9 protein-coding genes and 1 pseudogene are annotated in these 12098 nt (G+C 70.9%); 4 read left to right on the forward strand and 6 right to left on the reverse strand.

Annotation, left to right across the window (positions count from 1 at the left end; all coding sequences use genetic code 11):
- Positions 1 to 130 precede the first annotated feature (130 nt).
- From OG226_RS09895 to OG226_RS09910, 4 genes are read right to left on the reverse strand one after another with little or no spacing between them, the layout of a single operon-like run.
- Positions 131 to 586, reverse strand: coding sequence for a MaoC family dehydratase (locus OG226_RS09895; RefSeq protein WP_328676406.1), 456 nt, complete (start codon positions 584 to 586; stop codon positions 131 to 133).
- A gap of 14 nt (positions 587 to 600) precedes the next feature.
- Complete coding sequence (locus OG226_RS09900) at positions 601 to 2190, reverse strand: acyl-CoA synthetase (RefSeq protein WP_329348623.1); 1590 nt, start codon at positions 2188 to 2190, stop codon at positions 601 to 603.
- 10 nt (positions 2191 to 2200) lie between these two features.
- The gene (locus OG226_RS09905) at positions 2201 to 3070 is read right to left on the reverse strand and encodes an amidohydrolase family protein (RefSeq protein ID WP_328686275.1); all 870 of its coding nucleotides are present in this window, start codon (positions 3068 to 3070) and stop codon (positions 2201 to 2203) included.
- A 32-nt stretch (positions 3071 to 3102) separates the two neighbouring features.
- Positions 3103 to 4020 (reverse strand): SDR family NAD(P)-dependent oxidoreductase, encoded by a 918-nt coding sequence (locus tag OG226_RS09910; protein ID WP_329348624.1) that lies wholly within the window; start codon positions 4018 to 4020, stop codon positions 3103 to 3105.
- A 246-nt stretch (positions 4021 to 4266) separates the two neighbouring features.
- Here OG226_RS09910 and OG226_RS09915 point away from each other — a divergent pair, with 246 nt between their 5' ends.
- Together OG226_RS09915 and OG226_RS09920 are read left to right on the forward strand one after the other, a co-directional pair.
- Positions 4267 to 4692 (forward strand): MarR family winged helix-turn-helix transcriptional regulator, encoded by a 426-nt coding sequence (locus tag OG226_RS09915; protein ID WP_365298256.1) that lies wholly within the window; start codon positions 4267 to 4269, stop codon positions 4690 to 4692.
- Positions 4693 to 4712: 20 nt separating this feature from the next.
- Positions 4713 to 5612: an IclR family transcriptional regulator gene (locus tag OG226_RS09920; RefSeq protein WP_329348625.1), complete on the forward strand. Its 900-nt coding sequence runs from the start codon at positions 4713 to 4715 to the stop codon at positions 5610 to 5612.
- Between the two features lie 192 nt (positions 5613 to 5804).
- Here OG226_RS09920 and OG226_RS09925 read toward each other — a convergent pair.
- Positions 5805 to 6170 (reverse strand): annotated as a pseudogene (locus OG226_RS09925) (ferric reductase-like transmembrane domain-containing protein); the annotation flags it as partial.
- A 305-nt stretch (positions 6171 to 6475) separates the two neighbouring features.
- Between OG226_RS09925 and OG226_RS09930 the strand changes: the two are divergent.
- Positions 6476 to 7687 (forward strand): HAMP domain-containing sensor histidine kinase, encoded by a 1212-nt coding sequence (locus OG226_RS09930; RefSeq protein ID WP_329348626.1) that lies wholly within the window; start codon positions 6476 to 6478, stop codon positions 7685 to 7687.
- A 71-nt stretch (positions 7688 to 7758) separates the two neighbouring features.
- Here OG226_RS09930 and OG226_RS09935 read toward each other — a convergent pair whose 3' ends face one another.
- On the reverse strand, positions 7759 to 10476 hold the full coding sequence (locus OG226_RS09935; protein ID WP_329348627.1) for an FAD/NAD(P)-binding protein: 2718 nt from the start codon (positions 10474 to 10476) through the stop codon (positions 7759 to 7761).
- Positions 10477 to 10817: 341 nt separating this feature from the next.
- On the opposite strand from OG226_RS09935, the gene OG226_RS09940 reads away from it, so the two are divergent.
- Positions 10818 to 12062, forward strand: a complete 1245-nt coding sequence (locus OG226_RS09940) for a L,D-transpeptidase (protein ID WP_329348628.1) — start codon at positions 10818 to 10820, stop codon at positions 12060 to 12062.
- Positions 12063 to 12098: the final 36 nt, after the last annotated feature.

A 12098-nucleotide genomic window follows, 5' to 3' on the forward strand; every position in this document is an offset into this window, starting at 1 on the left:
TCGGCGGTCGGCGGTCGGCGGTCGGCGGTCGGCGGTCGGCGGTCGGCGGTCGGTCGTAGACAAGCAGCAGTGGGCAAGAGGCCGTAGACAGTCTGCGAGTAGACAGTCGGCAGACGGCAGTAGCCGCCGGTCAGGCGTAGAAGCGCGAGAGACTCTGCAGGACGGCGGCGGGCTTCGGTCCGCCGTCGATCTCGATCGTCCCGTCGACGGCGACCTGTACCCCGCCCGGCACGTCCTCCACCGAGGCGAGCTTCGCGACGAGCCGGATGCGCGACCCGACCTTGACCGGTGCGGGGAAACGCACCTTGTTCAGGCCGTAGTTGACCTTTGTCGACACGCCCTCGACGTCCAGCAGCTCGGTGAAGAGCGGGATGAAGAGGGAGAGGGTCAGATAGCCGTGCGCGATGGGCGCGCCGAAGGGGCCCGCCGCCGCCTTCTCCGGGTCGACGTGGATCCACTGGTGGTCGCCGGTCGCGTCGGCGAAGGTGTTGACGCGCTCCTGGGTGACCTCGATCCACCCACTGGTGCCGAGGTCGCTGCCCGCGAGCTTCTTGAGTTCGTCGAGGCCGTTCACGGTGATGCCCATATCGCGTTCCTTAGCTAAGAGTTGGTGCCGAAGCGCTTGCGCACCCGGGACTTGAGGAGCTTGCCGGAGGCGGTGCGCGGGAGTTCGTCCGCGACCACCATCGACTTGGGGATCTTGTACTTGGCGAGCCGGCCGGCCAGCGACGCGAGCACCTCGTCGGGATCCGGTGAGGCACCCTCGCGCGGCACGACGACCGCGCGCGGCACCTCGCCCCACTTGTCGTCCGCGATCCCGATGACCGCGCACTCCACGATGTCGGGGTGGGCGAGGAGGAGGTCCTCGATCTCGGCGGGGTAGATGTTCTCCCCGCCGGAGATGATCATGTCCTTCATACGGTCGACGATGTACACGTACCCGTCCTCGTCGGTCCGTGCCGCGTCGCCGCTGCGGAACCAGCCGTCGGCGAAGACCGCGGCCGTCTCCTCGGGCAACCCCCAATAGCCGGGCATGACATGGGGTCCGCGCACCACGACCTCGCCGGTCTCGCCGACGTCGGCGGGGGTGAGGTCGGGCCGCACGACCCGCACGTCGCTGAAGAAGTGCGGCACGCCCGCCGAACCCGCCTTGCTGACCGCGTGTTCGGCGTCCAGGAACAGGGTTCCGGGCGCGGCCTCCGTCATGCCGTAGCCCTGGAGGAAGGTCAGTCCGCGTTGCTGGTAGGCGGCGATCAGCGGGGACGGGACCGGGGAGCCGCCGCAGGTGAGGATGCGCAGCGAGGAGAGGTCGGCGTCGGCCCAGCGGGGGTGCCGGGCCAGTTGGTCGAACATCGTCGGGACCCCGAACATGAAGGTGATCCGGTGCTGTTCGATCAGGTCGAAGGTGGCCGCCGGGTCGAAGGCCTCGACCAGGACGCAGGTGCCGCCCTTGAGCAGGACCGGCAGGGTGAGCATGTTCAGGCCCGCCGTGTGGAACAACGGGGCGGAGACCAGGGCGCGTTCGTCGGCGATCAGGTCGGTGTCGACGAGGACGTTGATCGCGTTCCAGGCCAGGTTGCCGTGGGTGAGCATGGCGCCTTTGGGGCGGCCGGTCGTGCCCGAGGTGTACATGATGATGCAGGTGTCGTCGGCCGTGACGGGCTCGTCGATCGGTTCGTCGGCGGCCCCGTCGAGCAACTCCTCGTATTCCGGGCCGACTTCGAGGTACGTGCGTACGTCGGTGCTGCCCGGCAGTCCGGCGACGAGGCCGGCGTGCGTCGGGCCGTAGACGAGGATCTTGGCACCGGAGTCGGTGAGTTGGTGGGCGATCTCCGGGCCGACCAGGCGGGTGTTGAGGGGGACGAAGACCGCGCCGAGGACGCCGGCCGCGAACAGGGTCTCCAGGTAGGAGGGGTGGTTGGGGCCGAGGTAGGCGATGCGGTCGCCGCGGCGGACGCCTCGGGCGCGCAGGGCGTGGGCGAGGCGGGTGGTTCGTGTATGCAATGTGCCGTAGTCCGTCGACGAACCGTTGCCGTGCGTCGGCGGACCACTGTGGACTGTCGACGAACTACCGTGATCCGTCGACAGTCCACCGCCGACCGTAGACGATCCGCCGTAGACAAGAGCCGTGCGGTGCGGGGTCTTGCGGGCTCGGCGTGCGGGCCATGACCCCAGTCCCATGTTGCGCATCCGGCGTCCCTTACGTCAGGCCGAGCAGGCGGGCGGCGTTCTCCTTGAGGATCTTCGGCTTGACCTCGTCCTTGATCGGCAGCTTCTCGAAGTCGGCGAGCCAGCGGTCCGGGGTGAGGACGGGGTAGTCGGAGCCGAAGAGGACCTTGTCCTTCAGCAGGGTGTTGGCGTACTGCACCAGTTGCGGCGGGAAGTACTTCGGGGACCAGCCGGACAGGTCGATGTGCACGCCGGGCTTGTGCGTGGCGACGGCGAGGGCCTCGTCCTGCCAGGGGAAGGACGGGTGCGCCAGGATGATCTTGAGGTGCGGGAAGTCGGCGGCGACGTCGTCCACGTGCAGGGGGTTGGAGTACTTCAGGCGGATGCCGCCACCTCCCGGAACTCCCGCGCCGATGCCCGTCTGGCCGGTGTGGAAGAGGGCGATGGTGCCCGTCTCCTCGATGACCTCGTACAGGTCGTAGGCCACCGACCGGTCGTTGGGGAAGAAGCCCTGGATGTTGGGGTGGAACTTGAAGCCCTTGACCCCGTACTCCTCGACCAGACGGCGGGCCTGCTTCACGCCCGCCTTGCCGCGGAAGGGGTCGATGGAGGCGAAGGGGATGAGGACGTCCGCGTTGGCGGCGGCGGCCTCGGCGACCTCCTCGTTCGGGACGGGCTCGGTGCCGGTCGCGGACTCGGCGTCGACCGTGAAGATCACCGCGGCCATCTTCCGCTCGCGGTAGTACGCGGCGGTCTCCTCCAGGGTCGGCTTCCGCTTGCCCTCGACCTTGAAGTAGGCGGAGGAGGCGTCGTGCAGGTCGTCGTCCAGGGAGGAGTGGCCCTTGGAGGACACCTCGGCGTGGGTGTGGACGTCGATCGCGACGAGTTCGCCGATGTCCATGGCGCGTTCGCCGACGTTCGTGGGGGGTGTCATCACGCCTCCGGCAGCTTCGGTGCGGGGATGCCGACCGACTGGAGTTCGGCGCCGACCGAGGTGGGGAAGGCGTCGGCCAGGGTGTCAGGGGTCCAGCCGCCGTCGGCGTAGGCCACGCTGATCTCCTGCGGGTGGGACCAGAGTGCCACCTTGTCGCCGCCGATGCCGATGGCCTGGCCGGTGATCCCGCGCGCGGCCTCGGAGGCGAGGAACGGGACGAGCGCGGCGCAGTCCTCGGGGGTGCCGAAGCCCTCGCCCTTGCGGAGGAAGTCGGGCAGCGCGTCGCCGTTCTTCATGGCCTCGATGTACGGGGCGAACGCGGGGATGGTCTCGGTCATGGCGGTCGCGGCGACCGGCACGATCGTGTTGACGGTGATGCCCGCGCGGCCGAGTTCCATCGACCAGGTGCGGGCGAAGGCGGCGATGCCGGCCTTGGCCGCCGAGTAGTTGGTCTGGCCGAAGTTGCCGCGCTGGCCGGCCGGCGAGCCGACCAGGATCAGGCTGCCGCCCCCGCCCTGCTCGCGCATCCGTACGGCGGCGGCGCGGGCGCAGGTGAAGGTGCCCTTGAGGTGGGTGGTGATCACCGCGTCGAAGTCCTCGTCGGTCATCTTCCACAGCACCTTGTCGCGCAGGATGCCCGCGTTGGTGACCAGGATGTCGATCCGCCCGAACTCCTCGACGGCACGGTTCACCAGCCGCTCAGCGGCCTCCGTCGTACCGACCGGGACCACCTCGGCGACGGCCGTGCCGCCCGCCTCGGTGATCGACTTCACGGCCTGCTCGGCCACCGCCTCGTCGATGTCGTTGACGACCACGGACGCGCCGTGGGCGGCGAGAGCGTGCGCGTAGGCGAGGCCGAGGCCCCGGCCACTGCCGGTGACGACGGCGACCTTGCCGGTCAGATCGATGCTGGGCACGAGCGGATCCCTTCACACGGCGATACGGCTGCGAGCCGCGCCGGGGTCTGAACACACCGGGGTGCGGCTACGAGATCGAAGCTAAGAGCAATAATTGTTGACGTCAATAGTTGTTGCCGATGGACCATGTGCGTCACACTGGCTCCGAACCACCGCACGCCCCGCCCGGGGCCTCGACCCAGGGAGCCCGCCATCGCCCGTCAGCCGCACGCCGCGAACCCCCCGATCGACGCGCACGAGCCGTGGATGCGCGGGCTGCACGCGGACACGGGCTACCTCATGTACCGGCTGGGCCTGCGTTCCGGCCAGCTCTTCAACACGTTCCTCCAGGAGTCGGGCCTGCGCCTGCGCCACTACGCGCTGCTCCGCTTCCTGGCCACGTCCGAGGGCGCCCTCCAGCGCGAACTGAGCACCCGGCTCGGCTACGACCCGAGCGCGATCGTCGGCCTGGTCGACGACCTGGAAAAGCTCGGGTTCGCCGAGCGCCGCCCTTCCCCCGACGACCGGCGCAGCCGCATCGTGGTTCTGACTGCGGACGGCCGCGGCTTCCTGCGCGACACGGACGAGGCGGGTCTGCGCGTCACGAACGAACTGCTGGACCCGCTCGACGCGACGGAGCGGGAGACCCTGCACACCCTGCTGCAACGGGTCGCCGAGGACGGACTGACCTGACACCGGACGGAGGCCCGGCCATGACGACCACCCGGTCCGCGACGAGCACCGGTTCCGCGACGGCCACGCGCTCGGCGACGACCACCGAGTCCGCGACCACGGGACGGTCGGAGACGACCACCGGGCCCGCGCCCATCACCCGGTCATCGAAGATCCCCCGTTCCGCGGCGCCCGTCACGCGGTCCGCGCCCGACCGGCTGCTCGCCGTGCTCGCCGCCTTCGACCACGCGCACACGGCCCTGTCCCTGTCCGACATCAGCCGCCGCGCCGGCCTCACCCTGACCACCGCCCACCGCCTCGCGGGCGCCCTCACCGAGTGGGGCGCGCTGGAACGGGACACGTCGGGGACTTACCACGTAGGCCTACGGCTGTGGGAGATCGCGGCACTCGCGCCTCGCGGCCTCGCCCTGCGCCAACTCGCCCTCCCGTACCTGGAGGACCTGTACGAATCGACGCACGAGAACGTGCAGTTGGCGGTACGGGACGGTACGGAGGTCGTCTACACCGAGTGGATCTCGGGCCGTTCGGCGGTCGGCGTACACATCCGGGTCGGCGCCCGCTGGCCCCTCCACGCCACGGGCGTGGGCCTCACTCTGCTGGCCCACGGCGACCCGGACTTCCAAGAGGCCTACTGCGCGGGCCCGTTGGCGTCCTTCACGCCGTACACGATCACCGATCCGGTACGACTGCGCCGGGCACTGGCCGAAGTCCGGCGCACCGGGGTCGCGGTGAGTGCCCGTCAGATCACGGACGACGCCCTGTCGGTGGCGGCTCCGGTGCGCGGGCCGGGCGGTGCGGTGGTCGCGGCGGTGTCGGTGGTGGTGCCTCAAGTGGACGCGCAGGTACCGGCGTTGATCCCGGCGGTGCGGCTTGCGGGGAGGGGGATATCCCGGGCGTTGGGGTGGCGGCCGGAGGTGTGAGGCACCTACTTGCTCTCGCCCGGCTTTCCCACGTGGTCGCCGTAGCCGGCGGTGTCGTCCCCGGGCCTGGCCGAGGTGTTGGGGGTGGAGGTGGAGGTCGAACCGGGGGGCATGTGGTCGCCGCCGTCTCCGGTCTTGCCCGTCGCGCCGGAGGCGTTGAGCCGGTATCGCCGTGGGTTCGCGGGTGGACCGTTCCACGGCGAACAGGGAGACGTGGGCCGTCATCAGCCAGAACGAGGCGAAGCCGATCAGACGGTGCCGGCGGGTGAGCAGGTCGTGGCCCCAGGACCGTTCCACCCAGGGGATCCGGGCGAGGAGGACGACCTGGAGGATCATCAGGTCGGAGGCCAGCAGTCCGGCGAGCAGCCCGAGGGAGCCGGTCCCCCGGTCGGAGGTCAGGCTGAGCGGGCCGCCCTGGTTCATGACCCACAGGGCTACGACCGCGACCACGGACAGGATCGCCAGCGCGCCGAGCGGGTCGGCGAGCGTGAAGCGCGCCCGGCGGGGTGGGGCGGGCGAGGTGCGTTGCCCGCGGGGCAGCTCGGTGGACAGGGTCATCGGCGGGCTTCCTTCGTCGCGAGGTCCAGGGACGCCCCTTGCGCAGGGCGTGCCCTCACCCTTGCTTCGCTCTTTGTGGCCGCTCTAAGAAACCCGGCGGCCGGGAGGGCACGCGCGCCGCTGACCTGTGTCGATACCGGCTCGGTGGGAGGAGAGGCCCGCGTGGTTCTTAGACTTCCTTGTCGTTCACCGCCGATCCTGGAGACAGCTGGTCCTTGAGGTACCTGATCCTTGAGGTACCTGATCCTTGAGGCAGGCGACAGTGCCCGTTCCCGCGGGTGCCGGTGAGGAAGTCGGGGTGCTGCATGGCGGCGGTGGGCCGTAAGCCGGAGGTGCTGGTGGTCGACGACGACTACGGCGGGCTGCTCGCCGGGAGTCAGAGTCTGGTGCGGCTGGTCTCCGGCGGGAAGGTGGTCGCGCAGCACGGCGAGACGCCGAGCGCCCCGCTGCCGGTGCCGGCCCGCGACGGTCACCGCACGATCGACACCGACGGGCAGACCTGGCGTTCGCTGACCCGGTCGCTGAGCACCACCGGCGAACGGCTCGAAGTGCTCCAGGACATCGACCCGATCGAACGGCGGCTCGCGGACAACAGCGTGATCGTCGCCGCCGTCACGCTCCTCGCCGCCCTCGCCACGGCCGGCGGCGTCTGGCTGCTCACCCGGATCATCCTCCAGCCACTGGAACGCCTGCGGACCGGCGCTCTCGCGATCAGCGCGGACACGGCAGGGCCCCAACTCCCCGCCCTCACAGGCCCGCAGGAGGTCGCGGACCTCTCCCACGCGCTGAACAGCATGCTGGACCAGTTGCGCGTCAGCATGGACTCCACCCGCCGTTTCACCGCCGACGCGGGCCACGAACTCCGCACCCCGCTCACGAGTCTCGGGGTCACCCTGGAGACCCTCCAGCGCAATCCCGACCTCCCCGCACCCCAACGGGCCCGCGCCCTGGAGGCGATGAGCGCGGAGCACCGCCGTATCACCGCGCTCCTCACGGGACTTCAGACCCTGGCCCGCGGCGACGCCCACGCCCTGCCCGAACGCACCCCGGTCGTCCTGAGCGAACTCCTCGACGAGGCCGTCGCCCACGCGGCGCACCGCCATCCCACGACCACCTACCGGCTGACGGCCAACTCCCCGGCGACCGTGGATGGTTGGCCCGTCGGTCTACGCCTGGCCGTCGACAACCTCCTCGACAACGCGGCCCTGCACGGTCGCCCCGACGGCACGGTGGACGTCCGGTTCAGCAAGGACGCGGGCACGGTCCGGATCACCGTCGGCGACGACGGCCCCGGCATCCCCGCCGCCCAACGGCAGGCCATGAAGGCCCGGTTCACCCGCGGCACCCGCACCCGCACCCCCGGCTCCGGCCTCGGCCTCGCTCTCGTGGACCAACAGGCGCACCTCCACCACGGCACCCTCCACCTCGGCACCACCCCCACCGGAGGCCTGGAGGCCACCCTCGACCTCCCCTCGACACCCGACGACGAGCACCGCGAACAGCCCACGCCCGCCTGACCAACAGCATTCCGGACAGCCGCAGGCCTACGACAGGACATGCATCCAACTCCCCCTCGTGCCAACCCGTTTCACCCGGGCAGCCCCGCCAACATCCGCCGGTCCCGGGGCGCCGGCTTCCGGTCCAGCCGCGCGTCCAACAACCGGCGGGCCACGTCGCACCGTCCCGCCGACACCAGCGCGTACAGCAACGTCTCCTCCACGACCTCGCGTTGGGCCGCGCTGCCGCCCACCTCGCGCAGGAACGGCAGCAACGCGTCGAGGCCGTGGGCGGCTTCGTGGAAGCGGTGTTCGACGAGGGCGGCGAAGGCGTCGCACAACGGGGCGATGACCTCGCGCTCGACCGGGTCGGCACCCGCCGCGTGGTCGCGCAGCCGACGGAGGGCCGGGAGGTCTCCGGCCGCCGTCAGAGCCACCGCCACGTGCAGAGCGGTGAACGCGGTCGCCGGGCGCTCCAGCACCTCGCAGGCCACGGTGTCCAGAACATTCGAAGTGGGCAACTCCCCCTGCCAGTTGCCGCTGAGCCGGGCCCGCCACAGCAGTGACCCCGAGTCGACCAGCGCGCGCACCCCGGTCACCCGCCCGGGCGCCAACTGCGCGAACCAGCGCCTGCGTACGGCGGCCGGGTCGTCCAACGCCAGTTCATGCAGGGCGATGTGCCAGGAGAAGTGGGCCCGGTGGACGGCGCCCCGGCCCTGCCCGGAGACCCAGCGGTCCAGCCAGTCCCGGCCCGCCTCATGGGCGCCGGACTCGTAGTGGACGTGGGCCAGCGCGTGCACGGCGTGACCGGACGCGGGCTCAACTCCCAGGGCGCGGTGGGCGAGTTCACCCGCCTCGTGCAGCCGGCCCTGCTCCTGACGGAGGAACGCGAGCAGCGAGGTGTGGAACCAGTGCCCGTCATAGGCGGGGGACGTCCGCTCGACCAGTCGAAGCGCGTAGTCGTCGTCCAGATCGGTGACGCCGGAGAAGGCGATGGTGGGGACGGCGGCGGCGAGCGCGAGCGCGTCGGCGGGGTGGGTGTCGAGGTGGCGTATCAACGCCCGGTCCCCGTGGGCCGATTGGACCCGGTGGGTGATCACCTCCACGAAGGAGCGTTCACGCTCGTCGGCCCGTTCGTGTGCGCAGCGCTGGGCGTCCGCGAGGGCCCGGGGTACGTCGACGGCGGCGCCGCACTCGTGTCCGAGCAGGGCCAACGCCGCGTGGCCCAGGGCGAATCCGGGGTCCAGGGCGACCGCGCGGGCGAAGGCGTCCTCGGCGCCGGCGCGGACCTTGAGAACCCGGTCGAGTCCGTTGCGGTAGGCGTTGGCGGCCTCGGCGTGGGTCGACAGCGGGAGTCCGAGTCCGTCGACGGGCCTGCGACGGGCGGCGCGGCGGACCGGTGGCGCCAGTAACTGCACCGCCAGGGCGGCAGCCTGGGCCCGGATCTCGGGGATCGCCGTGGTCTCCCACAACTCGCCGCGTCTCGGGGCGCCGAGCGTGAACAGCGGTCGTAGGGAACGGCCTCGGGCGTCGAGGAGGCGTCCGTCGCGGGTGGTGACGCCCATGCCCAGCGGCCCGGGCACTGCCGTACCGGTCTCGAACAGGCCGCGCCACAAAGGGTCTTCGAGCCGTTGCCCGGGTCCCGTGCAGTCGATCACCCAACCCACGCGCAACGTGCGGCCGTTGGCGAGCGCGACAACCAACTGCCCGCCGGACTCGGCCACATCGGTGATCGTGCTCGCGTGGACCTGGAGGCGGCGGGCGGTGCGGGCCCGGGTGACCGACTCGGCGGTGGTGGGGGCCATGCGGTGGCGGTGGGTGTTCCAGAGGGCGCCCTCGCCCGCGAGGAACTCGCCGCGTTCTTCGGGGGTGAGGCTGTGCCAGAGTCGCGCGGTGTGCGGGCGCAGGCTGTCCAGGGCGGGGCGCCAGTCGCCGTGGGTGCGGACCGAGCGGCTGACGTGCCGGTAGACGGTTCGGCGCAGCGCGTTCAGTGTCAGGTCGCGGGGCCAGCTCGGCGCCTCCATCGCGCCGGCCGGTCCCAACGCGTGGGGCTGCGGCAGGAGTCCGTTGCGGGAGACGGCGTGGACCGTGCGTTCGGGGTGGTCGAGGGTGAGAGCCAGGTCCACGGCGGTGAGGCCCGTGCCGACGAGGAGGATGTCGGCGGTGTCCTCGCGTATGGCGTCCAACACCCCGGGTTTCCAGGGCGAGTTGATGAAGCGGGGCGAGCTGCGCAGCGCGGGCGGCGCCCAGGCGGCCGTAGGAGCGGCTGGGCCTGTGGCCAGGACCGCGCTGTCGGCGGTGAGGAGTCCGCCGTCGGCGAGGTGGAGTTCCACCGGGCCTGCCGGATCCGCCAGACCCGCCGGGCCTGCTTGGCCTGGTCGACCTGCCGGACCTTCGAGGGCGCCGGTACAGCCCTCCGCTCGGGTGCGCAGTCGGCGTACGGAGACCGTGCCGTGGGAGCGGACGACGGCCTGGGCGAGGCTGTCGGCGAGGTAGGCGCCGTAGCGGTAGCGGGTGGCGAAGTCGGTTGCGCTGACGGCGGGTTCGCCGTGGCGGCAGAGCCAGCGGGTGAAGTGGCCTGGGTCGTCGGGGTAGCAACTCATGCCGCCCGCCGGGACGTTGAGCCGGTGGCGTGGATCGGGTGTGGCGTAGGCGGTGCCGCGGCCGGCTTCCGGGGCCGGGTCGACCAGCACCAGGTCGAGGGGGGTCCGGCGGCGGGTGGCGGTCTCGCAGAGCTGGACGGCGGTCAGGGTGCCTGCCGCGCCCGCTCCGACGATCGCCACGGTGGGCCGCTTGCGGACTTCGGTCACGAATACCTCCGGCGTGGTCTGCCGCGGAGCCGCCGAAACGGAACTCCGCCTTCAGGTCCTTCCTCACTCTTCCGACCGGGCGGGTGGGGACGCCATGGCGGGACGGGGATCTCACCGGATACTCAGGACGCCGGTCGGCGCCTTCATACTCTGTTCACACTCGGGAAGCGTCCGGCAACCGTGGTTTCAGGACTTCTTTCAGGCTCTCTTCACAGGAATCTCAGGTGGAGCCCCTGGGATTCAAAGATTCAACCCATGGAAGTGACGCAGGATGCAACGGCACTGGTGATCTCGTCGCGCATGGCCAGTGGACGTGCGCGACATGCGGAGGAAGGCGTGCTGTGGGCGTGTCGCACATATCCAACCGGTCCGAGAAGCAGTCGGAGAGGTGGTCCCGTCGTGGGGTCCTCACCGTGCTCGGGGTGGTGCCGGCCGCCGTCCTGACCGGTTGCAGCGGTTCGGCGGGCGCCGCGGAGAGCTCGTCGTCCGGTGGTTCGTCGGCGACCGCGTCCGTGAAGGCCGCGAAGGTGCCGACCGTCACGGTCCTGCCCGCGGACGGCACCAAGAAGGCCGACTTCACCACCCCGGTCACGGTCAGCGTGGCCGACGGCACACTCGCCACCGTGAAGGTGACCGGCAACGACGGCTCCACGCTGGCCGGGTCCTTCAACGATGCCAAGACGAAGTGGACGTCCGCGAAGAACCCGTACTCGGGCACGAGGTACACGGTCGCGGCGCAGGCGCAGGGCGCCGCCGCGAAGACGGTGACCTTCACCACGAAGTCGCCCGGCGAGACCTTCGTCGGCTACTTCACGCCCGAGGCGAACTCCACCTCCGGCGTCGGCATGCCCGTGTCGATCAACTTCACGCACGCGGTCAAGGACCGGTCCACCGTCCAGAAGGCGATCACGGTCACCGCCGAGCCCGCCGTCGAGGTGGTCGGCCACTGGTTCAGCGACACCCGGCTCGACTTCCGGCCCGAGGCGTACTGGGCGGCCGGGACGAAGATCACCCTCAGCCTGCGACTGAAGGACATCGAGGGCCAGGACGGCGTCTACGGCGTCCAGTCCAAGGACGTCACCTTCGACATCGGGCGCGAGCAGATCAGCACGGTGGACCTGTCCAGCAAGGAGATGACCGTCAAGCGGGACGGCAAGACCCTCGCGACCTATCCGGTCAGCGGCGGCAACGCCCAGCACACCACCTGGTCCGGGATCATGGTGATCAGCGAGCGGTTCAAGCAGACCCGCATGGAGTCCTCGACGGTCGGGCTCGGCGACGAGTACGACATCTCCGACGTCCCGCACGCCCAGCGCCTCACCACCTCCGGCACCTTCGTGCACGGCAACTACTGGGCGTCCACCTCGGTCTTCGGCAACGAGAACACCAGCCACGGCTGCGTCGGCCTGCACGACGCGAAGGGCGCCAACGACACGTCGGTGCCGGGCTACAAGTTCTACGACAGCTCGATGCTCGGCGACGTCGTCATCGTGAAGAACTCCGGCGACAAGACCGTGGCGGCGGACAACGGCCTCAACGGCTGGAACCTGACCTGGGCGAGCTGGAAGGCGGGGAGCGCGGTCTAGACCCCGGCGCGCACTGCCTCCTGGAGGCTCCAGCCC

The organism is Streptomyces sp. NBC_01261, assembly GCF_036226385.1.
Lineage (GTDB): Bacteria > Actinomycetota > Actinomycetes > Streptomycetales > Streptomycetaceae > Streptomyces.

Coding starts and splice junctions, on each gene's coding strand:
- OG226_RS09930 (WP_329348626.1), top strand. CDS start 6,476: ATGGCGGCGGTGGGCCGTAAGCCGGAGGTGCTGGTGGTCGACGACGAC.
- OG226_RS09900 (WP_329348623.1), bottom strand. CDS start 2,190: ATGCGCAACATGGGACTGGGGTCATGGCCCGCACGCCGAGCCCGCAAG.
- OG226_RS09905 (WP_328686275.1), bottom strand. CDS start 3,070: ATGGACATCGGCGAACTCGTCGCGATCGACGTCCACACCCACGCCGAG.
- OG226_RS09920 (WP_329348625.1), top strand. CDS start 4,713: ATGACGACCACCCGGTCCGCGACGAGCACCGGTTCCGCGACGGCCACG.
- OG226_RS09915 (WP_365298256.1), top strand. CDS start 4,267: ATGCGCGGGCTGCACGCGGACACGGGCTACCTCATGTACCGGCTGGGC.
- OG226_RS09895 (WP_328676406.1), bottom strand. CDS start 586: ATGGGCATCACCGTGAACGGCCTCGACGAACTCAAGAAGCTCGCGGGC.